The organism is Paenibacillus camerounensis (genome assembly GCF_000723885.1).
GTDB lineage: Bacteria > Bacillota > Bacilli > Paenibacillales > Paenibacillaceae > Paenibacillus_AQ > Paenibacillus_AQ camerounensis.
The window spans coordinates 1-26,734 of sequence record NZ_CCDG010000068.1 but is presented as its reverse complement, the minus strand read 5'-3'; the positions used below and the strand labels follow the sequence as shown (position 1 = coordinate 26,734).

The window sequence follows — 26,734 nt, the reverse complement described above, 5'->3', positions numbered from 1 at the left end:
TATCTGTAAAGGACAAGAAACCGGCAATAGTTTTGGCAGGGCGGTACATTGTGGACATTTCGGCATTTAAGCTAGTATAAATTCTAACATTACTATCATAGAGAATGACATCCGGGGAGGAATTGATTGATATGGCACTTCAGCAAACGATTACGGTAATGAACACAATGGACAGCGCTTATGTGAACGGGGAGCAGGTCAAACAGCTCTTTTCTGCTTATCCGGGGATTGCCGTGGAGGTAAGAAAGGTTGAGGGTGAAAAGGGCAGCACAGAATTCGTCAAAATTACCATACCGGGCAGCAGCGGCAAGCTTGGCGGAGGCACTGCGCCTACTTTCGGCATTGTCGGGCGTCTTGGCGGTATCGGTGCCCGGCCCAGCCGGATCGGAATCGTCTCTGATGCCGACGGGGCGGTTGCGGCAGTTGCTGCGGCGCTCAAGCTGGCGGATATGCAGGCTAAGGGAGATGTTCTAAAAGGGGACGTGCTGATTACGACGCATATTTGCCCGGATGCTCCGACGCTGCCGCATGAGCCGGTGGATTTCATGGATTCTCCGGTGGATATTCTGCAGATGAACGAGCATGAGGTGCTGCCTGAGATGGAAGCGGTCCTGTCAATCGACACAACTAAAGGCAACCGCGTCGTGAACCATAAAGGGATAGCTATCTCACCTACAGTCAAGGAAGGCTACATTCTGCGGGTCAGCGAGGATCTATTGCGCATTAAGGAGATGACGACCGGCCAGTATCCGGTTACTTTTCCGGTGACAACCCAGGATATTACCCCTTACGGCAACGGCCTGTACCATATTAATTCGATCCTGCAGCCTGCAGTTGCTACCTCAGCGCCGGTTGTCGGCCTGGCTATTACAGCCCAATCCATGGTTCCGGGCTGCGGCACGGGGGCAAGCCATGAGGTGGATATTGCCCAGGCGGTGCGGTTTGCGATTGAAACAGCCAAAGAGGTGACGCAGGGTACCTGCTCCTTCTATAACGAGGAAGAGTTTGCACGCATTACGGAGCTCTACGGTCCGATGAACGTGCTGCAGACGCTGGGCAAGCCTGCGGTGGCATCCATTTAACATAACGGAAACGGTGGCGCTGAAGCAGTTCAGCGCCCTTTGCATATCAGCGTAAGAGTGCCGGGACAGAGTTCAGAAATACATAGGAAACGACAGGGGGGAGCAGCTTGAAGCAAATCGGTTTAATCACGATCGGGCAGGCGCCGAGGTCTGATGTGGCCCCGATCATCGAGCAATATTTGAAGGGACAGGCAGAGCTGGTGCAGGCGGGTGTGCTGGACGGCTTTAGCGCTGAGCAGGTAAGGGAGTTTTTTGGCCCACAGCCCGGAGAGTACGTTCTTACAACGCGTATGGCGGACGGATCAGCGGCGGTGATTTCGCGGGAACGGATCGTATCGGTGCTGCAGAGGAAAATGGATGCCATGGAGGCGGCAGGAATCACTACCATTCTGCTTGCCTGTACAGGTGTATTTCCCGGCCTGCACACGGCCCGGGCCCATTTAATAGAGCCGGACCGTATTATTCCGCCTGTAGTGCACGCTATGCTGGGCGGACGCCGGCTTGGGTTAATCGGTCCGCTGCCGGAGCAGGAGGAGAGCATGAGGGATAAATTCGCAGCATCGGCCGGGAGCATTCCCTTTGCCGCGGCTTCCCCGTATACCGGAACAGAAAGCGATTTCCGCGCTGCTGCGGAGCGGCTGCGGGGTGCAGCTGATGTCATAGTACTTGACTGTATGGGCTATGTGGAGCAGCATAGACAGTGGGCAGCCTCCGCAGGAGTGCCTGCTGTACTGTCAAATGCCCTGATGGGCAAGCTGATAGCAGAAATGGTGTAATCAGGAGGAACTTAAGATGAGTGAAGCAAGAATAGGTATAAGCATGAATGTCCTTAAGGAATGCCTGGCCCTGCGCAGCGGCGAGCTGCTGGCCGTTGTAGCCGATGATGACAAGCGGGAGCTTGCCGAATCCGTCTACGAGGCAGGCAAACGCCTTGGAGCTGAATCCATGCTGCTGATTATGCAGCCGCGCAGCAGATCCGGCGAAGAGCCGCCTGCCCCGGTTGCCGAAGCGATGGCAAAGGCGGATGCGGCGGTATGCATCACAACACATTCGATGACACATACGGCGGCCCGCAAGCAGGCGGCGGCTGCAGGAACCCGGGTGGCGACTATGCCGGGGATGACTGATGATATGTTCAGCCACGGGGCGATTACTGCCGACTATGGGCAGGTTAAGGAACTGACCGAGCAGGTAGCTGCGCTGCTGTCCGCAGGCCGGGAGGTCCGGGTGGAGAAGGACGGGCTCAGCCTCAGCTTCTCTATTGACGGCAGAGACGGTGTGCTCAGCACCGGGCTATATTTGAATCCGGGCGAATCCGGTAATCTGCCGTCCGGAGAGGCCTATATTGCGCCGCTGGAAGGCACTGCGGCAGGGCAGATCAAGGTGGACGGCTCGATTGCCGGAATCGGCGCGCTGAACAGTCCGCTGGTGCTGACGGTTGAGCAGGGCCGTCTGACTGCAGCGGAAGGCGAAGGCGGGGACAGGCTGCTGGAGATGCTCGGTGCGGGCGACGGGCGCCTGCTTGGGGAATTCGGAATCGGAACAAATAATAAGGCAAGGATTACCGGTGTGGTGCTGGAGGATGAGAAGGTCTACGGGACGATTCATGTGGCTTTTGGCAGCAATAATACCTTTGGGGGAATTGTTGCGGCGGGGGTACATATCGACGCTGTAGTGATGAAGCCGGATGTCTATATTGATAATAAGCTCATTATGCGTGCCGGGGAGCTTCTGTAGCGGTATTGCTGCCGGGTTAGAATAGCAAAGTATACGGACTGTGTGGATGTGTATATGGAAGCAGCGATTAAGATGGACTGTTGCAGTCTAATCAGGGGGGATAAGAATGCTTGGAATGATACGTGTGATTACACTGCAGGACGAGTCTGCAGTCCGGCTGCACGGGACGCTGGTAGAGCAACGGTTCGGCCTGCCGGTGCTCAGCCGCTGTATTCCGGATCAGCCCCGGGGTGTGTACAATGACGAGACGGAGGCAGAGTCGGTGCCGAAGATTATAGAGCTTGCCCGGCAGCTTGAAGCTGAGGGCTGTACGGCGATCGGCATAAGCTGTGCTGCTGACCCTGCACTGCTGGAAGCAAGGGCAGCCGTCAAGGTTCCGGTATTTGGCGCAGGCTCCTGCGCTGCCCATCTTGCACTGACCTGCAGCAGCAGGATCGGCGTCCTGACGATCCTTACGGAAGTTCCGCCGTTCATCCGCAGCATTCTGGGCGCTGCTTACATTGGCATGGACCGCCCCGACGGCGTAACGACTACGCTGGATCTCGGTACGCCTGCAGGGCGGGCCGGCGCCCTCGCCGGAGCTGCACGGCTCGTTGAGCGCGGAGCCGATGCGCTGGTACTGGCATGTACCGGCTTCGCCACCATCGGGCTTGCAGCAGAGCTGGAGGAGAAGCTCGGTATCCGCGCGTTTGACCCGATCCTGTCGCTTGGCGCAGCCGCGGCCTCAGCCGCCTCCCTGCCGGGCATTGTGCGGCGCTGATTGTGCCGTGTTCATGTTCTGTAAGATAGTGCCTAATGTGTATCTAGTGTGTGCATAGTGAGTGCCGGGGGAGTGCTAGTACGTGCTGAGTGTGTACCAAGTGAGTGCTGGGTGCATACTGGTTGCGTGTTGGGTGCGTGTTGGGTGCGTGCTGGGTGCGTGCTGGGTGCGTGCTGGGTGCGTGCCGTGTGTTTGCCAAGTGTGTGCCGTTTGCGTGCATAGTGAGTACAAAATGTGAATGCGTGCCGAGTGAGTATACTGAGTGTGTGCTGAGTGTATACCGGGTGCATGCGGAGTGAGCAGCAAGCGAGTTCGGGTGCGTGCCGAATACGTGCCAAGCGTTTGCTAATTGCATTCCTAATGCATGTTTAATGCGTACCAAATGCGTACCAAATGCGTACCAAATGCGTTCTGCGCGCATGCTCAACGCGAAGACCAAGAATACACGTTGTGTAACGTATATGAATGGTCTGGTGAAACGCTCGCTATGTAAGCATATTGGCTGCTGATGCTTTAACTGCGCAGCTTGCAGTTAAGCCGTCCCCCGGACTGATTGTCGGGGGACGCTTTTTTTTGTTGTCAGACAAATTTGAGTTTCTGTGTTGAGCAAGCTTGGGGAGCTATTAGAGTAACTTAACTTGCTATGGCGGGTGGAGGGGAAAAGGACGTTGGAGCGGGGGATAGGGTTAGGAGAGATAGCGCTGTGATCGTAATACTTAGCTTCCTGGGATGAGGGGCAGGGCAGAACGGCCGGTTACTGATAAGAATTGGAATATGAGAGCTTCAAGTAACTATTAATTTGGCAATGCTATCCGGGAGTTTCTTGGTAGCTTTAGCGTTAGAGGTGAGCTACCGGTGACTTAATACCGCCGAAATAGCCTAACCGGCTGAAATGAAAGGCAAAAATGCCCTTGAATCCGCCCAATAGCACTTCCCGTGCAGCCGCTACGTCTTCACAGACGGAAAGTGTCTGCAATTTGCTATATTTTCCTGTGGTAAACGGCAGATCTCTGGTACACTAGCGTGACGAATTGCGCAATGAGCGCTGGATGAATAGTGTGGCATATTTCAGGAAAAATCAAGAAATACTGTAGATAGTAGAGGGAGGCAGAGACGCTTGAAGACACGTGGAATTACATTAAGAGAACTAATGCAGCTGTCCGTGCTCGGCAAAGCGAGGGTAGTTAGCGGGGAGCAGGGGCTGGACCGGGTGGTCCGGTTCGTAGATATCATGGAGGTCCCTGACCTGAAGGGCTGGATCAGCGAAGGGGTTATGCTGCTGACTACCGCCTACTCCATCCGTCACGATCCCTCGCTGCTGGCGGAGCTGATCTATACGCTGGATAATCTGGGTGCGGCGGCGCTGGCGATCAAGCCTGCCCGGTTCCTGAAGGAGATTCCGCAAAGCGCGATTGACGCCAGTAATGATTGCGGTCTGCCGATTGTGGAAATTCCGCCGGAGATCCCCTATACGGATATTACCCAGCCCGTGACGGAGCTGCTGCTCGGCCGGCAGGCAATGCTCCTGCGCCGGGCGGAGGAGGTGTACCGTACACTGACGACAATGGTGCTGGAGAACAGCGGCATCCAGGCGGTAACCGACAATGTGGCGGAATTTCTAAAGGCTCCGGTGGCGCTGGTTGATCCGGAGCGGAGGATTATCGTTACGTCACCGGCGGATTATGACTGGCAGCAGGAGACGGTGCCGCTGAATTGGAGCATCCATGTGGATCGGCGTACCGTGGCTAAGCTGCTGGTGGATAAGGAACGGCTGGACGATATGGAGGAAGTCGGAATTGAACAGGCCCGGCTGGTGTTCGCGCTTGAGCTGATGCGCCGGAAGGTTGCCGAGGATACGGAATTCCGGCTGCGCGGCAATTTCATCGACGAGCTGCTGACCCCGCCCCTGCCCTCGCGCCATGAAGTGGAACGCCGGGCGAGACAGCTGGGTATGAACCCTGAGCATAAATGGGAGGTTGCAGTCATTGAGGGGGAGACAGCACCAAGCGAGGAGACGGTGAACAATCTGCTGGACCGGGAAGCGAAGAAACGCGGCGTCACCCCCCATGCCGAGTACCGTTCCAGCAGGGCGGTGCTGTTCCTGCCCACGCCGGAGGGACGTAAGCTTAGCGCCGCCGAAGATATACAGGAATCCTGGTCCAAGACGCTGGAGGGCTGGCTTCTGGATAAAAGCAACGGCCTCTCCAATTACCGTACCGGGGTCGGTACACCGGAATACCTGTGGGACATCTATACCAGCTATAACGAGGCCCGCAAGGCACTGTCTGTCTCCAGACGGCTGGGACAGGGGCCGGGAAGCGTTACCCGCTATGAGGAGATGGAAGTGTATCATCTGCTTGAGGGGCTGGGCGGACCGGGCTTTGAGCACTTGTTCGAGCGCAAGCTGGGCAAGCTGCTGCAGTATGACCAGGAGCATGACAGCAACATGCTGCTGACGTTCTATCACTATCTGGAATGCCGGGGAAGTCTGATTGATACTGCGAACAGTCTGTACATACACCGCAACTCGGTCAAATACCGGCTGGAGCGGATCCGTGACATAACCGGGTTTGATCTGAATGATCCGCGTGAGCAGTTTGTCTGCCATTTATGCCTGATCTACTACTATCTTCAGGAAAAATAGGCGGCACTGGAATTTTTATGGAATATCATGTTAGATAAAGTGACGTCTATACGTTGCAGTAGTGCACAACCGACAAACGGTTGTGCTTTTTTTTAGTCAAACGGGACGTAGAGCAGCCGTTGAATTCTATGTAGAATTAGCACAACCACTAAAGATGCTTTGAAACAGCATAGTACCTGACATGGAACCTCGGTTCCGCCACAAAGAAAAGGCTCAGAGCATCAACGCGACTGATGCCGCAAGGGGGTTGATTCATTGTTTGCTTACACATTAAAAAGACTGGTGCAAATGGTTCCCACCCTGCTCGGAATTATCGTCATCACCTTCATCCTCTCAAGAGTACTGCCTGGTGATCCTGCCATTATGCTGGCCGGAGAACAGGCCCCGGAGGAGATTGTGAACAAGATCCGCATGGATATGGGACTGGACCAGCCGCTCTACATTCAGTTCTTTTCCTACCTCGGGCAACTGCTCAAGGGAGATATCGGCTACGCGTATCATACCGGGCATTCGGTAGCAAGCGACCTGGCTACACGCTTCCCGGCCACAATTGAGCTGACACTGGCAAGCATTCTGATTGCAATTCTGGTGGCTATCCCCGTAGGGATTGTGGCAGCGACAAAAAAGGAATCGATTCTGGATCACATCTCCCGGGTGTTCTCGCTGATCGGGGCCTGTGTACCGATTTTCTGGCTGGGCCTCATGTTCATTTATATCTTTTATTCGATCCTCGGCTGGGCTCCGGCGCCGATGGGCCGCATTAGCGGTGATCTTAATCCGCCGGTGCATCTGACCGGATTGTACGTGCTGGACAGTATCCTGTCCGGAGACATCATTGCTTTAAAAAGCAGCCTGGCTCACCTGCTGCTCCCGGCGATCTGCCTTAGCACCGGCACCATGGCCATCGTGGCCCGCATGACCCGCTCGAGCATGCTGGAGGTGGTGGATCAGGATTTTGTCCGCACCGCACGGGCCAAAGGATTGCGGGAATCAGCTGTCGTATATAAGCATGCACTGGTTAATGCGCTGATCCCTACATTAACTGTACTTGGACTGCAGTTTGGCTTTCTGATGGGCGGAGCGGTTATTACGGAGACTATCTTCTCCTGGCCGGGAATCGGCGGTTATGTCACAGATTCCATTCTGGCTGCGGATTATGCGCCGATCCAAGCTTTTACCCTGGTCAGTGCCGTGCTGTATTGCGTGATTAACCTGGCTGTCGATCTGATCTACGGCTTCATTGATCCGCGGATCCGCTATGAATAGAACCGCTTGGGAGAAAGGAGGAGACTTACGTTGAGCACTGCAGCACATTCAGCGCATTCATCACAGGGCAAGCCGGCGAAGCCGCAAGCTGCTGCCAAGCCCAGAACCCTGTGGTCCCTGCTGCTGCGTAACCGGCTTGCCGCCATCGGGCTGACCTTTATTTTCATCTGGACGGTTATAGCCGTTATAGCCCCATGGATTGCCCCGTATGATCCGTATGTGACCAATATGGCGAACAAGCTTCAGGCGCCTTCGGCCAGCCACTGGTTCGGCACCGATAATTTCGGCCGCGATATTCTCAGCCGGGTGCTCTACGGAGCAAGAATCAGTATCTGGACCGGTCTGATTGCGGTAGGCATCTCCTTCGTCATCGGTGTGCCGCTTGGCGGAATTGCCGCTTACTACGGCGGCCGCACAGGAACCGTTATTATGCGCCTGATGGACATCCTGTTGTCCTTCCCGTCATTGGTGCTGTCCATGGCAATTGCCGCTTCGATCGGAGCAGGCTTAACCAGTGCGATGATCGCCGTCGGGATCGTCGGCATTCCGGAATTTGCCCGGCTGATGTTCGGCCAGACGGTCTCACTCCGCGAGAAGGAATATATCGAAGCAAGCCGGGCAATCGGCGTGAAGAATACAGTCATCCTATACCGCCACATTCTGCCTAATGCCCTTGCACCGCTGATGGTGCAGGCAACCCTCGGGATGGGCTTTGCCATCCTGACGGCTTCCAGTCTCAGCTTCCTCGGGCTTGGCGTAAAGCCGCCGATTGCCGAGTGGGGCGCAATGATCTCCGAAGGCCGGGAATACATTATTTCCGGGCAATGGTGGCTGGTTACTTTTCCGGGACTGTCCATTGCCACTTCAATATTAGGCTTTAATCTGCTAGGTGACGGATTCCGGGATGTGCTTGACCCGCGGTTGCGTTCGGGCAAATAAAGCAGAGCATGGGGAGGTACTCCCGGCTCCGCTGAATCCCGGTAAATATAGATCAGGGAAGCCAATGGCATGGTGCACTACCCGGCCGCCAGCGGCGTATGATCAGAAGCAGCACCAGTGTTATTTTGCAGGCAGGATATAGAAAAGGGAGGAATTACTGATGAAAAGATTCAAACTGATGTCCACGCTCGTTGCTTTTTCCATCATGCTCGCCGGCTGTGCAAGCAGCGCCAATCCGACGAACCCCGCTTCTACAGCGGCTACAGGGAATACAGGAACATCTGCCCCTGCTGTCAAAAGCAACCTGACGGTTGCCTATTCCGAAGGCGGCACTACGCTTGACCCGGCGGAAGCCAATGACCTTACCTCCGATACACTCGTACTTGCCGCTTATGATCAGCTGGTCACCTATGGCATCAAAACCGAAGACGGCGCTGATATCGCCAACACCGAAGATATACAGCCGATGCTGGCTGAGAGCTGGGAAGTGTCGGATGACAATACCGTGTATACCTTCAAGTTGAAGCAAGGCGTGACGTTCCAGAGCGGCAATCCGGTGGATGCCGAAGCGGTTGCGTATTCTTTTGACCGTGTAGCCAACTCCAGCTCCGGCAGCTTCCTCTATGGAATGGCCGCAATTAAGTCAGTGACTGTAGTGGATGCTTCCACAGTTGAAGTGACACTGACTAATGCCAATCATAATTTCCTGCAGATCATTGCGATGTATACCTTCTCCATCGTGGATCAGAAGGTTGTTGAAGCGCAGGGTGCAGACTATCTGAAGACAAATGCAGCAGGCTCCGGACCGTTCACCCTTGAGAAATGGGACCCGGCAACGGAAGCAATCTTTACCGCAAACGAGCAGTACTGGCAGGGTGCGCCAAGCCTCAGCAAGGTTACTATGAAATTCACTAAGGAAGCCTCCAACCGTGTGCTCCTGCTCGATAAGGGCGATGTGGACATGGCGATCGAGATCCCTCCTAAGGATGTAGCTTCCCTTGAGAGCAACACGGACCTGACGGTCGCTTCCAACGCGAGTAACCGGATTCTCTTCTTCGCAATGAATAACAATGTGAAGCCCTTTGACAACGTAAAAGTCCGCCAGGCGATCAACTATGCGATCCCATACAATGAGCTGCTGAGCGGCGTTATGTACGGACAGGCCAAACAGATGAAGAGCTCTGTTGCGAGCAACACACCGGGCTTCACTGATGCAGGCTTCGTCTATGAGCACAACCTTGATAAAGCAAAAGAGCTGCTGGCTGAAGCCGGCTATGCTGACGGATTTGCCTTTGACTTCACGCTGGGCTCCGGGTTCGATGACTGGGAGGATGATGCGGTGCTGATTCAGGCTGAGCTGGCGAAGATCGGCGTAACGATGAACATCAATAAGCTGGCCCGCGCCCAGTTCCTTGAACAGCAGAAAACGAATAATCTGACCTCTTACATCTCGAAATGGACCTCTTTTGTCAATGACCCTGGCTATCACCTTGGATTCCTGCTATACGGCAAAGGTTCTTCCAACTACATCAACTACAGCAATGCTGAAGTAGACAAGCTGTGGGAAGAAGCCAACGTTGAGACAGATGCTGCCAAGCGGACGGCGCTCTACGAGCAGGCACAGGAGATCATTACAACGGAAGCGCCTTGGGCGTACCTGTACGAATATAACCGCATTGTCGGCATGAGCAACAAGATTAGCGGTTATGCGTTCTACCCGGATGAAGTGATCCGCTTCTACCCGCTGTCGTTTGAACAATAAGAAGGCTTGCTGAAACGGTACCGTCCTCTAAAGGGCGGTACAGCCGTTTCTGCCTGCTCTATTTCACAAATTCATATTAAAGGAGCACAACAGGCAATGACAGACTGGAAAAGCAAGATACTGCAGGCGATTGACGATGAGCAGGACCAGCTCCTGGAGCTGTGCTCACAGCTGATCCGTTTTCCTTCGGAGAACCCGCCGGGCGATTCACGCGACATCAGCGCTTTTATTATCAATTATTTAAAAGAAGCCGGCATTGACACGGCCATTCACCCGGCTACCGATACCATGCTGAATCTCGTTTCTACTCTGAGTTCGGGGGCGGAGGAGCCGTCCGGCAAAAATCTGATTTTCTGCGGTCACACTGACGTTGTTCCTGCCGGTGACCTTTCCCGCTGGGACTTTGATCCGTTCTGCGGCGACATTGTTGACGGTTATCTGCTCGGCAGAGGGGCCTCCGATATGAAAGCAGGGCTGGCCGGACTTATCTATGCAACAGCACTGCTGGCCAAGCTGGGTGTTCCGCTAAAAGGCGACCTGTCACTGCTGATCGTTCCGGACGAGGAGACCGGCGGCCATCTGGGCGTGCCTTGGGTACTGGAGCGCGGTCTGATCTCTGGAACGGCGGCAGTTATCGCCGAGCCGTCCGGTCCGCTGAATCCGACCATCGGGCAGAAGGGCAGCTGCTGGTTCGAATTCACTGTAGAAGGCACGCCGGGCCACGGCAGCCTGTCGCCGGTCGTCGGGGACAGCGCAATCGTTAAGGCAGCCAAAGGGATTGAAGCCCTGCAGCGTCTATGGGACATCAAGCCGGATATTCCGGAGGAAGTCAAGGAGATCATCCGCATCTCGCAGGACTATGTGAAGCAGCGCGAAGAATACGGTGAAGTTGCTTATCAGGTGTTCGATCATGTAACGGTGAATATCGGGACCATTCAAGGCGGAACCAAGGTGAACGTTGTGGCGGACCGCTGCACAATCCAGGTCGATTCCCGTGTACCGTTCGGTGTAGATTACCGTGATGTGCTGGACCGTGCCCGGTCCCTGCTGCTTGAAGCTGGCATTGAATCGGAGGTAAAGGGCTTCGGCTTCCAGGGCAACGCCAACTGGACAGCTCCCGAGGAGCCGGTTGTCAGTGATCTGGTACAGAGCATCTGCGAAGTCAGCGGAGAGGAAGCCTACGGTGTACTGCAATGGGCTTCAAGCGATGCACGTCATTTCCGGACTCATAACATTCCGGTGCTGCAATACGGGCCGGCTGAGCTGTCAACCATTCATAACTTCAATGAAAAAGCGCCGGTCTGGCAGATCATCCAGTGTGCTAAAGTCTATGCGCTCACTGCGCTCAAATATTTAGGCGTGGAAGAAAGCAAATAATGAGCGTATAGATTGAACTTGGAAATTTAAATTAAGGGAAAAGTGTCTGGAGTCACGTTAATCCCAAAATATAAGCGGTATACAGACATAAAGGAGGGGCAATCATGGCAGAACTGCTGGAAGTATCAGGGCTATGCACCGAGTTCAAAACAGCGGCGGGTACAATCCGCGCGGTGGACGGCATCAGTCTGTCAGTGCGCAAAGGGGAGACGCTTGGGATTGTAGGTGAATCCGGCTGCGGCAAAAGCATCACCTCGCTGTCGATTATGCAGCTCCTGCCTAAGCGGATCAGCCGGATCGCCTCCGGCCATATCCGTTTTGAGGGCAAGGATATGCTGGAGATGCCGGATAAAGAGGTCCGGAATATCCGCGGCAACCGGATTGCGATGATTTTTCAGGAGCCGATGACCTCACTCAATCCGGTATTCAAGATCGGGCGGCAGATTTCCGAGTCGGCCCGTTACCATCTGAAGCTGGGGAAGAAGGAAGCGAGCGAACGGGCGATTGAAATGCTGCGCAAGGTCGGGATTCCCCGTCCGGAAAAGATTGCCGAGCAGTATGCCCACCAGCTCTCCGGCGGGATGCGCCAGCGCGTGATGATCGCGATGGCGATGGTCTGTAGTCCCCAGCTGCTGATCGCCGATGAGCCGACAACGGCGCTCGACGTAACGATTCAGGCGCAGATTCTTGATCTGATGCGCGAGCTGCAGGAGAAGGAAGGCATGTCCATCCTGATGATCACCCATGACCTCGGCGTCGTAGCCGAGATGTGCGACCGGGTTGTCATCATGTATGCCGGCCAGATCGTTGAAGAGACAGATGTCGCCACCTTATACAGTACACCGCTGCATCCGTATACCCGCGGACTGCTGGCTTCGCTGCCTCAGCTTGCCGGAGACAGCGAGCGCTTGACCTCGATTCCCGGCCAGGTGCCGAATCCGGCGAACCTGCCGGCAGGCTGCCGGTTCGCGCCGCGCTGTCCGGTGGCGGTTGACCGCTGCCTGACGGAACGTCCGGAGCTGGTAGAAATCCAGCCGGGCCATACCTGCCGGTGTCTATTGCAGGAGGAGGGAGTCCTATGAGCACATTACTTGAGGTTCGTAATCTGAAAAAGCATTACCCGGTCCGCAAGGGCTTCTTCGGAAAGCAGGTCGGTGCTGTCAAAGCTGTGGACGGGATCACTTTATCCGTCGAGCAGGGCGAAACGCTGGCTGTCGTCGGCGAGTCCGGCTGCGGCAAGTCCACGACCGGCCGGGCCATCCTGCGGCTGATTGAACCGACTGAAGGCGAGATTATGTTTGGCGGCACAGATGTGCGCAGCCTGAACACAGAGCAGCTGCGCCGCTTCCGGACCGATATGCAAATGGTATTCCAGGACCCTTATGCTTCGCTTGACCCGCGCTGGACTGTCCAGCGTATTCTGGAGGAACCGCTGCGGACCCATGGTTCCGTACCCTCCGGCGAGCTGAAAAGCCGTGTCGAGCAGCTGATGGAGGTGGTGGGCCTGTCCCCTTATCAGGCCCACCGCTTTCCCCATGAATTCTCCGGCGGCCAGCGGCAGCGGATCGGGATTGCCCGGGCGCTCGCACTGAATCCGAAATTCATTGTCTGCGACGAGCCGGTATCGGCGCTGGATGTGTCCATCCAGGCCCAGGTGCTGAATCTGATGCAGGATCTGCAGGAGCAATACGGCCTTACCTATATGTTCATTTCCCACGATCTGTCCGTCGTGAAATTTATCAGCGACCGCGTAGCCGTAATGTATCTTGGCCGGGTTGTCGAGCTGGCCCCGACCAAGGAGCTGTTCGCGAAGCCGCTGCATCCGTACACGCAGGCGCTGATGTCCGCTGTCCCTGTGCCGAATCCGGGCCAGAAAAAGCAGCGGATCGTCCTGACCGGCGACGTGCCGAACCCGGAGACGCCGCCAACCGGCTGCGCCTTCCACCCGCGATGTCCATATGCCATGGACAGATGCAAGTCGGAGGCACCGGTGCTGCGTGCGCTGGACACGGGCCATCAGGTGTCCTGCCACTTATATTAACCGGCTGTGCCATATAGCAAGCCGGTCACAACAAAGAGAGCAGCCTTTCTTCCCGTGAGGGAAAGGGCTGCTCTTTTTTATACAAATCCGCAACAGTTACTGCGCGTTCCTCCGGAATTCGCTCGGCGTTACGTTCAGCGCCTGCTTGAAGGTTTTGCAGAAATACATGGAGGAATTGAACCCGCAGGCCAGCCCGATTTCCAGGATGGAGCGGCCGGTATTAACGAGCATGTTGCAGGCATGCTGGATTCTGATGTTGTTAATATAATGGACGAGGGTAAGTCCGGTGGCTTCCTTAAAGATGTGGCACAGATAGTATTTGGAGATGTAGAATTGTCCGGCGATCTCTTCGATTTTGCGGATCGTAGCATAATTCTGGTTGATGTAAGAGAGAATCAGGTCGATCTGATCGGGAGAGGCCGTGGTCTGTGCGGTTCTTGGCGCGCTTTTGCTCTGATTCAGAATGTCCAGTATTTCAGCCAGATAGATGAAAATCCGGTTGCTGCTATCCATGACATCCTCCTTCTCAAGCAGGAGCAGCAGCTTTTTGACCCGGGGGAACAGTTCCCTGTCAATGGATATGACGCCTCTGTCGAAGCAGCCCAGCAGAGAGGTGACGGCCTTTTCCGTAAAATACATCCGCAGAAACCGGTCTGTGAAATATAGGCAGGTTCTGGCGCAGCTGTTATTCCGGTAGCTCTGGTGGAACAGATTGGGCTTGAACAGCGCCGTATCATGCACCGCCAGCGTCAGCACCGAGTCATGGATCAGCATATTATGATGACCTTCTTCCAGGATGTACAGCTCGTAGCAGTTATGGTAATGAACACCCGGCATCCGGTGCCCGGCGTCATGCTTCATGTATTCAATATAGAATAAAGGATGCGGAACGAACAGATCGGCGCCCATGGATTTAACCTCCGTCTTTTATAGCAATATAGTACAACAAACAGCGATAAAAGCAACATAATATAAGATTGTTGTTATATGTTGAGGTATAGTTAACCCACAGAAAGCAGGCAGCCCACCGTGCCGCCAGCAATTAGGAGGCTAATATACTTTGAATATAACTCATGCAGCAGACAAACGTCTGGAGCTGTTCAACAGCAGCAAGCCGGTACATATCTATGTGTCACAACAGGAAAACAGTGCCGTACAAACCGCGGCCGCGAATCTGATTACAGACATTATGCGGGTCTTCGGCTGTAAGGCAGTCCTTTCGGCAGAGTTCCATGAATGCGCCATCATTATTGCTACACTGGAGAATGCCGGGCAGCTTCCAGCTGCTCTGCAGAATGCCGGGCTGCCACTTGAACTGATTAAGGATGAGACGGGAGCCTTGCGCTGGGAAGCCTTTCTCCAGCAGGCTGTGGACGGTGTGTTCTACATTGCGGGTACGGACCGCCGGGGTACAATCTTCGGTATCTACGACCTGTGTGAGGCAATTGGTGTATCCCCTTGGCATTACTGGGCGGATGTTCCGGTGAAGACCAAGGGCTCGTATAGTGTGCCTGCAGCTTTCAGTAAGGCTGACTGGCCTTCTGTCCAGTACCGCGGCATTTTCCTGAACGATGAAGAGGAGCTGGAGGACTGGGCCAGGCTGCATACACCGGACGGCACCATCGGGCCGGTAGCCTACAGCCATATCTTCGAGCTGCTGCTCCGCCTGAAGGCGAACTATATCTGGCCGGCGATGCACGTCAATTATTTTAACGGAAATCCCGAGAACGGTGCGCTCGCGGAACGGATGGGCATTGTTGTCGGCACCTCTCATTGTGACATGCTGCTGCGCAGCAACCAGAATGAGTGGACGCCTTGGCTTGAAAGCAAGGGCTACACGGATGCCGAGTACGATTATTCGATAGAAGGGCGTAACCGGGAGATTCTGCTGGAATACTGGCGGGAAAGTATCGGGCAGAACAGGAATTACGAGGTCTGCTTCACCATGGGGATGCGGGGCATTCATGATTCCGGCTTTCATACCCGGGCTATCGATGAGGATGATACCCTGACCAAGGAGCAGAAGAAGGAGGCCAAGGTCAAGCTGCTCGGACAGGTGGTCCGGGATCAGCGGCAGCTGCTAATAGAGGTGCTTGGGGAGGAAAAGGGGCTGGCGGCCCTACAGACCTTCGTACCCTATAAAGAGGTATTGTCGCTGTATGACCAGGGGCTGGAGCTGCCGGAGGATCTGACTCTGATCTGGGCGAATGATAACTTCGGCCATATGCGCCGCTATCCTTCAGCAGCAGAACGCAGCCGCTGCGGCGGGAACGGGCTCTACTTCCACGGCTCCTACTGGGCCGCTCCGGGCACAGGAATGAGCTATCTGTTCATCAATTCCATCCCGCTGGCGCAGACAGGCAATGAGCTGAAGAAATCCTGGGAGTCGGGCATCCGTAAGGTCTGGGTGCTGAATGTCGGCGGCTTGAAGCCGGTGGAGCAGGACCTGGAGTATTTTGTGCGGTACGGCTGGGAAGCCGGTAAAGCGGAAGGGATCACAAAAGATCCGCAGGTGTTCACAGAGCACTGGATCAACGCCAATTTCACCGGCGGACACGGAGCTGAGTCAGCAGAGCTGTATACGGCCTTTGCCCAGGCGACCAATGTGCGCAAAATCGAGCATATGCAGCCGGGCGTATTCTCGCAGACGGCTTACGGGGATGAGGCAGGCCGCAGGCTGATGCTGCTGGAGAAGCTTTACAGACGGGGCAATGCCATTCTGCACAGTCTGCCGCAGGAGGAGCAGGCCGCCTTTTTCCAGCTGCTCCTGTTGAAAATCCATGCCTCTTACTACACGAACCATGAATTTTATTACGCCGACCGCAGTGTGCTGTCCTATGAGCGCGGCAACATGCAGGCGGCTGACCGCTATGCGGAGCTGTCAGCTGAGATGCTGGACAATAAGCGGCGGATGCTGCATTTCTATGACCGGAAGCTTAGCGGCGGCAAATGGGAAGGCATGCTGACTCCCGAGAGCTTCCCGCCTCCGCCGACTGCTCTGTATCCGGTACGGAAGCCGGCGCTGCGAATCTCGGGAAGCAGGCTGCGGACGGACCTCTGGAACGGGGAGGAGTCCCTGCGCTTCTCGGTCTACGGCCGCCGTGAGAAATGGATTGAGCTCGGCAACCAGGGTGCGGGAAGTATCCCTTATACGCTAGAGGTAGAGGAGGGTGGGGACTGGATCTCTCTTTCAGATACGGAAGGGACGCTGCAGACCGAGCAGCGGATTCTGGTTACGGTCCATGAGCCCTCGGCCCATGCCGGCCGGCAGGGACTTATCGTCATCCGCGATCACAGAAACGGCGCTGTCAGCTCTGTCAAGGTGGAGGTTGAAGGCGCTCCGCCTGTGCCGGACTGCTTCACCGGATATATCGAAGCGGACGGATATGTGTCTATTCCGGCTGACGGCTACCATCACCGCAGCGAAGCCGTGAATAACGCCGGAGAGGTGCAATCCGCCTGGTTAACGGTGCCGGGCATGGCCAGATATGAGGGAGCTGCACTGATGGCCTGGCATCCTGCAGGGCAGGCACCGGAAGGGGAGCTGCGGGACAATGCGTCCGTCGGGTACAACATTTACGTGGAGCAGAGCGGGGAATATATTCTGGAAGTCCACCGTTTCCTGACACTGAATTCTACGGGCAGAATCCGTTTCGGTGTAGGCTTAGATGAAGGGCAGCCGGTTCTGGTGGAGTCGGAAACAAATGATGAATGGAAGGGCAGCTGGCAGCGGAGCATTATGGATAACGGGGAAAAGCTGCTGGTAAAGCTGCCGTATGTGGAAGCCGGGACACATGTGCTTAAGCTGTATACTGCGGATAATTATGTAACGATTTCCAAGCTGGTCCTGTATACCGGTGAGAGAGCTGAATCTAATCTGGGCCCGGCAACCAGCGCTTTGGGCCAGCAGCAGGCCGCCGGTAACGGCGCGGAAAGTCCGCAGGTGGACTGGAAAGAAGTAGAGGCGCTATGCAGCGGGTTTTACAGTACGCAGAAGGAAGAAGTAACACTCCCACCGGTCCTGTACGCGGACAGAGCCTTTTTCGAGGAGAGGTTTGATCTGATCTTCGAGAAGTGCCAGCCTAAACCTCAGACGGAGCTGGGGAGGTCGCGTTATGACAGCCTGTGGAAGCGTACGGATGAAAAGAATGTTATTGAAGCTTTCGGTTCAGGCAGCTTTACCGAGCAGGACGGTGTTGTCGCCATTGAAGCTGAATACGCGCTGGAGAACTCAGAGCATGCTTATCTGACGCCGGCAGCAGCTGACAGCAGCCTCATCTGGAGTCACCTCCAGGCTGAGACGAACGGCAGAACAGGCTTCGCGATGCATGTTGCTGACGCGGGCTTGAAGTGGGAGGAGCCTGCTGCCGCGCCGGGCATGCATTACCGCATCGATGTCCATACACCTGGCAAATACCACGCCTGGCTGCTGGTCAGGCACCACAACTTTCAGTCGGATTCCTGTTACCTGGCGCTTGACGGTGCAGTTCAGCCGTTAACGGAGCAGTTTGGTGGTGGAGTGCTGCATACCTATAATACCGCTCAAGTGTATTACTGGTGCCACATCTCTGATCTGGAGATTAGCCCGGGTGAGCACACGCTGTCCATTCTAGCCTGTGAATCCCAGCTCCGGGTAGACCGCATCTACCTGACGGCAGGAGATGAGCTGCCGCCGGCAGATGCACAGTGGCAGGATTCAGCCAGACAATAATAGGCGTTACAGGACCCTTCACTTCTGTATTATGAGATAATAAATTATTCAGAAAGATGAAAAGACGGTTCTTGACCATCCCGGATGGTCAAGAACCGTCTTTGCTTACAAGCTTATTGATTAATCGGAATGGTTACTTCCAGGTCTTTCAGATATGTGCGTGTGCCCCGGTTACTTTCTTGCCCAGCCGAAAGATTACCTTTACTGTCTTCCACAAGCCCGACAACACTCCAGTCGTCGTTCTTCACCGTCAGTGTAAACGGCTTGATTGTTATTGATTTTGTTGTACTGTCAAGAGGAGGAAATAGCTCATTCACCTGATATTGGGTTTTTGGCTTTTGGTTCCAATAACCAAATCTCACCTGTTCCAGCTCATTCCCCTGATCGTCCACAATTTCATAGTAGACCATACTGGCGTGATAATCGCCGGTTTGCTCCGGAGATTGCGGAACCGGGCCCTCACTGTCCAGCACGAGGCGGGTAGTTACCGGAGAGAGATGCAACTCCTTAACTGTATAACTGAACGAACCATTATCCTTGGAGATGTTCGGATTCAGCACAACCGCACGTTGGTCCAGCTTAACCGGGACCTTGAATTCAAACGTTTCAGCCACCCGGCTAACCTTGGCCTGAACCGTCAATTCAAACTCGTCCGGCAAATTTACATCGTTCCAATCGACGGAATAATAAACATTTTTATCGCCTTTACTTACATAGTCTCCATAACTGCCGCTGGTGATAGGGGCGGCTTCTTGACCATTGACTAACAAAACCGGGTGATCCAGATAGCCCTTTGGCAGCTGATCTTCTGGTGTATCTCTTAATGCCCAAGGCAATGACAACGTTTCTGCCTCCGCAGGCGCTCCGTCACGATCAATCAGGAAGGACAGACGAGTTCCGTCGTACAGTAGGTTAATTAGCTTCAAGGTGATGCCGTCATGGGTTACGCTTTGCCCGGGCTCGGAAATGATCCCTTGTTGTATGGCTTCCTCTACAGCGGCATCGCTTGTCCCACTAAAAATTACACCAAAACCAGGTATTTTTTTCAGCGTTTCTGCCATTACCGGTGATACAAAACCTGCACCGATCGTTCCTGCGCCCAGTACCCCGGCAACAGCGGCGGCAATGGCGGTCTTCTTGAAAATACTTGGTTTGGCATTTGAACCTCTTGTTCTTGTTACTCTGCTCATTTCATTCTCCCCAATCTTATTCATAATGTAAGTGCTCAATTCCCGCTTAGGTACAGCAGCTTCACGGATTCTTTGTTCGATAGCATCCATTTCAGAATGTTTTGTTTGCCTCTGATATTGTCCCATGGACCCTCGCTCCTTGTTGGCCTGCGCGTTCAATCAGCTTTTTGCGCAGCCGTTCATATTTTTTGCGGACTGTAGCTGTTCCGATCCCCATAATCCCGCCAATCTCTTCAAAGGTGTATTGCTCTACAGCTTTTAGAAGCAGGATATGACGTTCCTCGATGGTTAGATGGATCAGCAACTTCTGAGTAATCGAGTCGGGTAAGGGCAGCTGCTCCTGCCTCTGCTGATCCTTGTAATGCTCAATCAGCCTGAGCCACCGGCCTTTTTTATGCTTCAAATTAATCAAATGATGATAGGCCAGCTTGTAAAGCCAGGCCGAAAAGGAAGTTCTGCTGCTATAGCGGTGAAGGTTAGCGTAGGCCCGGATAAAGATCTCCTGTACAGCATCTTCTGTTTCCGTATGATTCTTAAGAATATAGAAACAGTAAGTATACATCTGCCGTTCGAACTGCTTAATAATAATCTCGTAGGACTGCTTGTCTCCTGCCTTCACAGCATCCACAGCCTGTTCAAGCATTAGCTTCCTTTCGTCCGCTTCCCCGGGGACGGTTAATTGCACGTTTTTCACCTCCTATGGTTTATACCTGTATAACAAGCCCAGAGCATCGTTTCGTGACATGATTTGTTTTACAGGCAGAGAATTGATTTCTCTAGAGCCCGAAAAGTCCTGTTGCTGCACCGAAAGTAAGCCGAGAAGCAATTAACGGTGAAAGTCCCGGTTCTAGGCTCAATGTCTCATTTTTTTGTATATAACAGGTTGTTATCTGAATTTTACTTTCTGAAACAATATGAAAACATTCATTAAAATTTGAACAAGCAATTCAATCATTCTATAATTATATTAAAAATAAAACTGGATTGGGAGGAGTTGGAAGAGAAAAGTGGAAAAACGACGTGAGTTATGGATCGATGCCGCCAAGGGCTTCAGCATTATTTTTGTAGTGATGGGGCATTCCGGCGATGCCGGTGCCAATCATTATCTGTCCTGGTTCCGGATGCCGCTGTTCTTTCTGCTGAGCGGTCTGGTGTTTAAGCCGATCCTGCCTGAGCGTTACACCGGCTGGGCAGTGAAGCGGACGAAGGGGCTGATGACGCCCTATTTTGCCTACGGATTACTGATTGCCGCCGGGATGCTGCTGTATAGCTTGAATTTCACCGGATTCCTGGAAAATATCGCGAGGCTGCTCTATGGAGGCTTGACCCTGACGGGGCCTTACGGAGTGTTCTGGTTTATCACCTGTCTCCTGTTCACACAGCTGCTCTTTGGATATATCGTCAGATACAGCCGCCGCACCCAATTCCTTCTGATCGCCTCCGCGTACCTTCTATCTCATCTGATCGCACTGACGCCGCTAAAGAACTTCAACCTTCCCTGGAACATCGACGTTGCCCTGCTCGCCGTTACCTATTATGCGATCGGATATTACGGTAAAAAAGCCATTCCTGCGCTGATCAGCCGCGCTTACGTGCTCTTGCTGCTGCTGCCGCTGTGTGCACTTGTGCTATGGCTGGAACGCAGCGGATACATCAGCTACAGCCTTGATATGAAATATAAGGATTACGATGCGCTGCTGCTGGATCTGGCGGTGCCGCTGCTGATCTCGCTGACTATCTGCGCTGCTGTATACCAGCTGTCCAAAAGGCTGCCGCTCGGCTTCATGGGCAGGCTTGGACGGAACACGATCGCAATTATGTACCTGCATCTGCCGCTGAATTACAGCCTCAAGGTGCTGCTCGGTACGGATTACGGACTGATCCCTTTTACACTGGTCGGCGTAGTGCTGCCGCTGCTCGCTGCCAAATGGGCGGGGCGTTATCCGCCGGTGTCGAGGCTCTATCTGGGACGCGGCAGCAGCCGGCAGGCTATAGAATACGGTGCTGCCCGCAGGTGATTCTGCTATATTTAACATTCCGGTACCGATTTCCCCTGCAGGTGTGCAGATTGACGGAGTAGGGGTGTATATCGATCCGGCGGTACCGGCGCATTTTCCGAACAAGGTTGAGCTTAAGGAAACGATTGGTGTGAATGTGCTGCTGGATACGCCGAACCTCCTTGTGCGCATCTGGCGTGCAGGCTCGGAAATCTTTTACGCGCGCGTAGAATATGAAGATCTCTTCAATGATCACGGCATTATCTCCTTGCACATGGTAGACATCAACGTGCCGGCCGGTACGCAAAACTATCAGCTGATTGTTCAGAACCAGGACCCTAACGCACATGCGGTTGTGGTCGGACCGGTTATTTTCAGCGCATGGCAATCGGGGGCTAACGCTTCTGGACTTGCCTGGAGTGGACAGCAAAGGGGCTTTCTCTGCAGAATCCGTGAGGATGCAGGGGAGGCCCTTTTTTAAAAATATAAGAATTTATATGTTTTACGCTATCAATAATCCTTATCTTTCTCGCAGGAACGGTTACCGCCTTCTCTGAAGGACGGCATAGCCGTTTCTACTTGTACAGATAACTGGAATAATTTCCTGCCTTTCTGACCAGACTGGAATACAGTACCTGTGAGTTGAAGGTAATGTTCAGGAGGGGAACTATTTTGAGAAAAATACGTATGTTAACGCTTATGCTGTGTATTGCTGTTTCCGTACTGGGAGCGGCCGGAGGTGCTGCGGCGGAGGAAAAGGCTAAAAGCACCGGCAAAACCGCCGCTGCTGCAGATCTCGCCCCGAATGCGCGCTCTGCTATCCTGATGGATGCGGGCACCGGCACAATCATCTACGAAAAAAACAGTCACGACAAGCTGCCGCCGGCCAGCATCACCAAAATTATGACGATGCTGCTTACGGTGGAGGCGCTGGATGAAGGCCGTCTGCAATTGACTGACATGGTGCGGACCAGTGAATATGCTGCCTCGATGGGCGGTTCGCAGATTTTTCTGGAGCCCGGTGAAGAGATGACCGTTGACGAGATGCTTAAGGGCATCGCGATGGCTTCCGGTAATGATGCCTCTGTGGCGATGGCGGAGAAGATTGCCGGGTCGGAGAGCGCCTTTGTCGACATGATGAACAGCAAAGCGGAGGAGCTTGGCCTGAAGGATACCCACTTTGCCAACTGTAACGGGCTGCCTGCGGAGAACCATTATTCATCCGCTCATGACATTGCCGTCATCAGCCGGGAGCTGCTGAAGCATGAACGGATCATCAAATATACCGGCTCCTACCAGGATTATCTGCGCAAGGATACCGAGAAGCCGTTCTGGCTGGTTAACACGAACAAGCTGGTGCGGTTCTATACCGGTGCAGACGGCCTGAAGACCGGATACACCTCTGAAGCCAAGTTCTGCCTCTCCGCTACTGCGGCCAGAGACGGGCTGCGTGCCGTTGCCGTGGTGCTGGGTGAACCAAACACCAAGACGCGCAACAGTGAGGTGTCGGGCATGTTCGACTATCTCTTTTCCCAGTACAAGGTGCATACGATCTATAAACCCGGAGATGCCATTGGCACCCTGAAGGTTGAAAAAGGCGTAAAAAAGGAGCTTCCGCTTACCGCCAAGGAAACGTATAGCGTGCTGCTCAAAAAGGGCGTTACCCAGGAAGGCATCCGCAATGAGGTCGTGCTGCAGGAGGATATCAAGGCTCCTGTCGCCGCAGACCAGACCATCGGGAAGCTGGTTGTCTATCAGGGCACGAGCGTTATCAAGGAGTATGAGCTGAAAGCGGGCGAGGATGTGGCTAAGGCCGGCTGGTGGAAGCTGTTCAAGCGGACTGCAGGCTCACTGTTCACGATTGATTAATATAGCGTGTATTTTGTAGATTCCCCCTGTGACTTCTGTAGATTCATGGGGGTTTTCTTCTAGTTTTGTCGTGAGGCAGGAATCACTCTTTGCCATGTAGAAAACCTTGTCCTTGTAGGGGAAAGAAGTTGTTACAGGGCGGTTTGAAAGCAACGAAGAGGAGAGTGGCAAGTATGAATTCCCATGTGGAGATGGAGCATCACCGGGGTGTGCTGGTTGTCCGTTTGTATGGAGAGCTGGATCATCACGCAGCCGATTATGTTCGGATGGAAATGGATGAAGCCATTATGCGGGGCCAGGTCGAGCACCTGATTCTCAGCCTGAAGGAGCTGCAGTTCATGGACAGCTCGGGTCTTGGCGTCATTCTTGGAAGGTACAAGCTGATCCGCAGCAAGGGCGGGAAAATGGCAGTCTGCGATGCCACCGCACCCGTGAAGCGGCTGCTGGAAATGTCGGGCCTGTTCAAAATCATGTCCCTATATGACGACGAGAGCGCAGCGCTCTCGGATTTGGAGGTTGCGTTATGACAAAGAGTGAAGCTGGTAACTTCATGAGTGTCCAGTTTGCCGCCCTCTCGGAGAACGAATCGTTCGCGCGTGTCGTCGTAGCGGCCTTCGTCTCGCGGCTTGATCCGACGATGGATGAACTGAATGACCTGAAGACGGTTGTTTCAGAAGCGGTCACCAACTGCATTATTCACGGCTACGACAGCAACCCGGAAGGGCTTGTCAGTATCTCGGCGAGAATTGAGCATGAAACCGTTCATCTGACCATTGAGGATCAGGGCAACGGGATTGAGGATCTGGAGCTGGCACAGCAGCCGCTGTACACGTCCAAGCCGGAGCTGGAGCGGTCAGGAATGGGCTTTACCATTATGGAGAACTTCATGGATGGTTTCGAAGTGACCAGCGAGCCGGGCCGGGGCACCTCCATCTCTATGAAGAAAACAATCGTCTCCAAAAAAGCTTTATACAATTAGGGGTTGGAGCCATGGAAGCTGAATCAAAAAAAGCTCCGCCGACCTATTTGGACGATGCGGAGGTCAAACGTCTTATCGCGCTCAGTCAGGCCGGGGATAACCTGGCCCGCGACACGCTCGTAAGCTGCAACATCCGGCTCGTCTGGTCGGTGGTGCAGCGGTTTATGAACCGCGGATACGAGCCGGATGATTTGTTCCAGATCGGTTGTATCGGACTGCTGAAGTCCGTCGACAAATTCGACCTCAGCTATGAGGTCAAGTTCTCCACCTATGCCGTGCCGATGATCATCGGCGAGATTCAGCGCTTCCTGCGCGACGACGGGACCCTGAAGGTCAGCCGCTCCCTTAAGGAGATGGCCAATAAGGTGCGCAAGATGAAGGACGAGATGTCCAAAACGCTGGACCGCCTGCCGACCATCGGTGAGGTTGCCGAAGCGCTTGGTGTAACACCGGAAGAAATCGTGTTTGCCCAGGAGGCGAACAAGCCGCCGACCTCGATCCACGAGACCGTATTCGAGAACGACGGTGACCCGATCACCCTGATCGACCAGATCGCCGACGAGTCGCAGGAGCGCTGGTTCGACAAGCTGGCACTGAACGAAGCCATCGGCGCACTCACCGAACGGGAGCGCCTGATCGTCTACCTGCGCTACTACCGCGACCAGACCCAGTCCGAAGTCGCCAGCCGCCTCGGCATCTCGCAGGTGCAGGTGTCGAGGCTGGAGAAGAAGATCCTCGCGAACATCCGTGAGCAGATTGCCCAGTAGGGCTGGAGCTTAGCGGATTGGGAGCCGACAGGAGCAAGAGCGAAAACAAGTGTAGGGTAAGGGGAAGTATGTGATTAGTGAGTGTATTGCGTGTAACAACGGTAATATATCTATGGTGGAGGGGGCTGTAAGTCAAGCGCGGTATGGATCATTATTAACAAGTGATTTGGCCGATTACGTTACGCTCTCTTGGATTAGATATGAAGTAGTTTGTGACGGGTGCAGTATAAGGTATAGTTTAAACCGCCTTGAGAGAGAGGCGGTTTTTTTGTTTTTCATTATACGGTATAAGGTGATTTTTTTGACAAAAAAAGATAATATCCTCATATATTGTACCTATAGAAATTATTGGATGTAATTATTATAATCAATTCATAATTTAGCAATTATTTTGTCAGGAGGAATATATGAAAAGTCTGGTTAGAACCTTTGGAACTATCTTACTCGTTACCCCAATCTTATTTTTAAGCATGAATTTTTCCGATTCGTTTGCGTTCTCATCAACCGTTTCAGTTACTGACACCACGTATAAACCCTCGGTGGAAAAAGCTTTTCAAAAAACTGGATTAATTAGCACTTATAATCTTGTTGCACAAACGGATACTGATACCTATAGAGCATCTGCAGGATTCAGTTCACAGCAAGGTTTAAATCAATGGTTCTATCAGCAATGGAATGGCAGCACATACAGTAATATGACATGGGACTCCTCTAATGGGCGTTGGAAAGGTACTCCTACATATACTTTGGTTATGAGCAATGCCCAACATCCTGATGCACAGGATTCTGTGAGGAAATGGCTATCCCCAAAAAGCGGAAAAATTATAATTACTGGAAATGTAAAAAAGGGCGACACTTCTACCGGAGATGGAGTACAGGTTAAGGTAATGAAAAATCAACAGCAGCTATGGCCAGCCTCTGGATGGCAAATTGTCCGGTATAATGACAGTGTTGGTTACGATTTAAATTTATCTACAACAGTTAATACAGGTGATAGTGTTTATTTTATTGTAAATAAAATTGGAACAACCTATGCCGATACCACTGTATGGGATCCTGTCATTACTTATGAAAATACAACACCTGGATATCTTTATGAGTATGATGGAGCAGGCAGACTAATTAAACTAACTACTCCAACTGGTAAAGTTTATGTATTATCATATGACCGAAATGGTAATTTGATAAAAAAAATACTTCAACCCTAACAAATAGATCAAATAGTACGTTCACAAAAATATACGCTGTGTATACTTTCAGGAATAATATGGTATTAGATTATAAGAGGAGTAGGATATGAAGAATCTAGGACGTAAGCTTTTAATTATTTTATTGGTTATTTCTATTGTATTGCCTGATTTGGGTGGGCAAATGTGGTCATCTTATGCGGTGGCGGAAGGCAGTATTGCTAGAGATTCCGATAGTATTACTGCTGAACCCTTGAGCGAAGAGACCGTGTCAACCGGAACCTATGATGCCCCTGCGGTAGATTCAACTCCGGGCATTGTACAGGAGTACCCGGATTATATTTTGAAAGGCCAGGAGATTGATCCATCAGAGGCTCCAGAAATGGAAACGCAAGAGGATCGTATACAGGCCATCAAAGAGAAGTA

General features: G+C 53.3%; 23 protein-coding genes. 20 read left to right on the top strand and 3 right to left on the bottom strand.

The window, feature by feature from the left end:
- Positions 1-131: 131 nt before the first annotated feature.
- The 11 genes from BN3772_RS23735 to BN3772_RS23685 all read left to right on the top strand — a co-directional run bounded on the left by BN3772_RS23735 (position 132) and on the right by BN3772_RS23685 (position 13,608).
- The gene (locus tag BN3772_RS23735; protein WP_042178481.1) at positions 132-1,082 is read left to right on the top strand and encodes a DUF1177 domain-containing protein; all 951 of its coding nucleotides are present in this window, start codon (positions 132-134) and stop codon (positions 1,080-1,082) included.
- 107 nt (positions 1,083-1,189) lie between these two features.
- Positions 1,190-1,858 carry an AroM family protein gene (locus BN3772_RS23730; RefSeq protein WP_042202770.1) on the top strand — a complete coding sequence of 223 codons (669 nt, stop codon included), beginning with the start codon at positions 1,190-1,192 and terminating at the stop codon, positions 1,856-1,858.
- Between the two features lie 16 nt (positions 1,859-1,874).
- The gene (locus BN3772_RS23725; protein ID WP_042202768.1) at positions 1,875-2,819 is read left to right on the top strand and encodes an aminopeptidase; all 945 of its coding nucleotides are present in this window, start codon (positions 1,875-1,877) and stop codon (positions 2,817-2,819) included.
- Between the two features lie 106 nt (positions 2,820-2,925).
- Positions 2,926-3,579 carry an aspartate/glutamate racemase family protein gene (locus tag BN3772_RS23720; RefSeq protein ID WP_042202767.1) on the top strand — a complete coding sequence of 218 codons (654 nt, stop codon included), beginning with the start codon at positions 2,926-2,928 and terminating at the stop codon, positions 3,577-3,579.
- A 1,117-nt stretch (positions 3,580-4,696) separates the two neighbouring features.
- Entirely contained in the window at positions 4,697-6,223 is a 1,527-nt protein-coding gene (locus BN3772_RS23715) for a PucR family transcriptional regulator (RefSeq protein ID WP_052380667.1), read from the top strand.
- A 255-nt stretch (positions 6,224-6,478) separates the two neighbouring features.
- Positions 6,479-7,489, top strand: a complete 1,011-nt coding sequence (locus tag BN3772_RS23710; protein ID WP_197071353.1) for an ABC transporter permease — start codon at positions 6,479-6,481, stop codon at positions 7,487-7,489.
- A 108-nt stretch (positions 7,490-7,597) separates the two neighbouring features.
- Positions 7,598-8,428: an ABC transporter permease gene (locus BN3772_RS23705; RefSeq protein ID WP_425280457.1), complete on the top strand. Its 831-nt coding sequence runs from the start codon at positions 7,598-7,600 to the stop codon at positions 8,426-8,428.
- A gap of 160 nt (positions 8,429-8,588) precedes the next feature.
- Positions 8,589-10,190, top strand: coding sequence for an ABC transporter substrate-binding protein (locus BN3772_RS23700; protein WP_209443698.1), 1,602 nt, complete (start codon positions 8,589-8,591; stop codon positions 10,188-10,190).
- 96 nt (positions 10,191-10,286) lie between these two features.
- Positions 10,287-11,567 carry a M20 family metallopeptidase gene (locus BN3772_RS23695; RefSeq protein WP_042202762.1) on the top strand — a complete coding sequence of 427 codons (1,281 nt, stop codon included), beginning with the start codon at positions 10,287-10,289 and terminating at the stop codon, positions 11,565-11,567.
- Positions 11,568-11,671: 104 nt separating this feature from the next.
- Positions 11,672-12,649 (top strand): ABC transporter ATP-binding protein, encoded by a 978-nt coding sequence (locus BN3772_RS23690; protein ID WP_042202760.1) that lies wholly within the window; start codon positions 11,672-11,674, stop codon positions 12,647-12,649.
- Positions 12,646-13,608 carry an ABC transporter ATP-binding protein gene (locus BN3772_RS23685; protein ID WP_042202759.1) on the top strand — a complete coding sequence of 321 codons (963 nt, stop codon included), beginning with the start codon at positions 12,646-12,648 and terminating at the stop codon, positions 13,606-13,608. The genes BN3772_RS23690 and BN3772_RS23685 overlap by 4 nt, the downstream gene beginning before the upstream one ends.
- A gap of 96 nt (positions 13,609-13,704) precedes the next feature.
- Here BN3772_RS23685 and BN3772_RS23680 read toward each other — a convergent pair whose 3' ends face one another.
- Positions 13,705-14,517: a helix-turn-helix transcriptional regulator gene (locus tag BN3772_RS23680; protein WP_042202758.1), complete on the bottom strand. Its 813-nt coding sequence runs from the start codon at positions 14,515-14,517 to the stop codon at positions 13,705-13,707.
- 151 nt (positions 14,518-14,668) lie between these two features.
- Here BN3772_RS23680 and BN3772_RS23675 point away from each other — a divergent pair, with 151 nt between their 5' ends.
- Entirely contained in the window at positions 14,669-18,319 is a 3,651-nt protein-coding gene (locus tag BN3772_RS23675; protein ID WP_042202757.1) for a glycosyl hydrolase 115 family protein, read from the top strand.
- Positions 18,320-18,432: 113 nt separating this feature from the next.
- On the opposite strand, the gene BN3772_RS23670 is transcribed toward BN3772_RS23675, so the two are convergent.
- Together BN3772_RS23670 and BN3772_RS23665 are read right to left on the bottom strand one after the other, a co-directional pair.
- Positions 18,433-19,635, bottom strand: a complete 1,203-nt coding sequence (locus BN3772_RS23670) for a DUF4179 domain-containing protein (RefSeq protein ID WP_042202754.1) — start codon at positions 19,633-19,635, stop codon at positions 18,433-18,435.
- The gene (locus BN3772_RS23665; protein WP_042202752.1) at positions 19,601-20,194 is read right to left on the bottom strand and encodes an RNA polymerase sigma factor; all 594 of its coding nucleotides are present in this window, start codon (positions 20,192-20,194) and stop codon (positions 19,601-19,603) included. The genes BN3772_RS23670 and BN3772_RS23665 overlap by 35 nt, the downstream gene beginning before the upstream one ends.
- A 322-nt stretch (positions 20,195-20,516) precedes the next feature.
- Between BN3772_RS23665 and BN3772_RS23660 the strand changes: the two genes are divergently transcribed.
- The 8 genes from BN3772_RS23660 to BN3772_RS23625 form a co-directional block, all read left to right on the top strand.
- Complete coding sequence (locus BN3772_RS23660) at positions 20,517-21,527, top strand: acyltransferase family protein (RefSeq protein ID WP_042202750.1); 1,011 nt, start codon at positions 20,517-20,519, stop codon at positions 21,525-21,527.
- Positions 21,511-21,987, top strand: coding sequence for a hypothetical protein (locus BN3772_RS23655; protein ID WP_042202748.1), 477 nt, complete (start codon positions 21,511-21,513; stop codon positions 21,985-21,987). The genes BN3772_RS23660 and BN3772_RS23655 overlap by 17 nt, the downstream gene beginning before the upstream one ends.
- Positions 21,988-22,178: 191 nt before the next feature.
- Positions 22,179-23,375 carry a D-alanyl-D-alanine carboxypeptidase family protein gene (locus BN3772_RS23650; RefSeq protein WP_425280456.1) on the top strand — a complete coding sequence of 399 codons (1,197 nt, stop codon included), beginning with the start codon at positions 22,179-22,181 and terminating at the stop codon, positions 23,373-23,375.
- Positions 23,376-23,548: 173 nt separating this feature from the next.
- The gene (gene spoIIAA / locus BN3772_RS23645; RefSeq protein ID WP_039875119.1) at positions 23,549-23,902 is read left to right on the top strand and encodes an anti-sigma F factor antagonist; all 354 of its coding nucleotides are present in this window, start codon (positions 23,549-23,551) and stop codon (positions 23,900-23,902) included.
- Positions 23,899-24,354: an anti-sigma F factor gene (gene spoIIAB / locus BN3772_RS23640; protein WP_039875117.1), complete on the top strand. Its 456-nt coding sequence runs from the start codon at positions 23,899-23,901 to the stop codon at positions 24,352-24,354. Before spoIIAA ends, spoIIAB begins: the two co-directional genes overlap by 4 nt.
- Positions 24,355-24,365: 11 nt before the next feature.
- The gene (gene sigF, locus BN3772_RS23635; RefSeq protein ID WP_042202744.1) at positions 24,366-25,121 is read left to right on the top strand and encodes an RNA polymerase sporulation sigma factor SigF; all 756 of its coding nucleotides are present in this window, start codon (positions 24,366-24,368) and stop codon (positions 25,119-25,121) included.
- 407 nt (positions 25,122-25,528) lie between these two features.
- Positions 25,529-26,329, top strand: a complete 801-nt coding sequence (locus BN3772_RS23630) for an RHS repeat domain-containing protein (RefSeq protein WP_042202742.1) — start codon at positions 25,529-25,531, stop codon at positions 26,327-26,329.
- A gap of 88 nt (positions 26,330-26,417) precedes the next feature.
- A partial coding sequence (locus BN3772_RS23625; protein WP_042202740.1) for a hypothetical protein occupies positions 26,418-26,734 on the top strand: 317 nt, incomplete at its 3' end.

Coding starts and splice junctions, on each gene's coding strand:
- BN3772_RS23680 (WP_042202758.1), bottom strand. CDS start 14,517: ATGGGCGCCGATCTGTTCGTTCCGCATCCTTTATTCTATATTGAATAC.
- spoIIAB (WP_039875117.1), top strand. CDS start 23,899: ATGACAAAGAGTGAAGCTGGTAACTTCATGAGTGTCCAGTTTGCCGCC.
- BN3772_RS23685 (WP_042202759.1), top strand. CDS start 12,646: ATGAGCACATTACTTGAGGTTCGTAATCTGAAAAAGCATTACCCGGTC.
- BN3772_RS23670 (WP_042202754.1), bottom strand. CDS start 19,635: ATGGGACAATATCAGAGGCAAACAAAACATTCTGAAATGGATGCTATC.
- BN3772_RS23700 (WP_209443698.1), top strand. CDS start 8,589: ATGAAAAGATTCAAACTGATGTCCACGCTCGTTGCTTTTTCCATCATG.
- BN3772_RS23630 (WP_042202742.1), top strand. CDS start 25,529: ATGAAAAGTCTGGTTAGAACCTTTGGAACTATCTTACTCGTTACCCCA.
- spoIIAA (WP_039875119.1), top strand. CDS start 23,549: ATGAATTCCCATGTGGAGATGGAGCATCACCGGGGTGTGCTGGTTGTC.
- BN3772_RS23720 (WP_042202767.1), top strand. CDS start 2,926: ATGCTTGGAATGATACGTGTGATTACACTGCAGGACGAGTCTGCAGTC.
- BN3772_RS23725 (WP_042202768.1), top strand. CDS start 1,875: ATGAGTGAAGCAAGAATAGGTATAAGCATGAATGTCCTTAAGGAATGC.
- BN3772_RS23690 (WP_042202760.1), top strand. CDS start 11,672: ATGGCAGAACTGCTGGAAGTATCAGGGCTATGCACCGAGTTCAAAACA.
- BN3772_RS23735 (WP_042178481.1), top strand. CDS start 132: ATGGCACTTCAGCAAACGATTACGGTAATGAACACAATGGACAGCGCT.
- BN3772_RS23695 (WP_042202762.1), top strand. CDS start 10,287: ATGACAGACTGGAAAAGCAAGATACTGCAGGCGATTGACGATGAGCAG.
- sigF (WP_042202744.1), top strand. CDS start 24,366: ATGGAAGCTGAATCAAAAAAAGCTCCGCCGACCTATTTGGACGATGCG.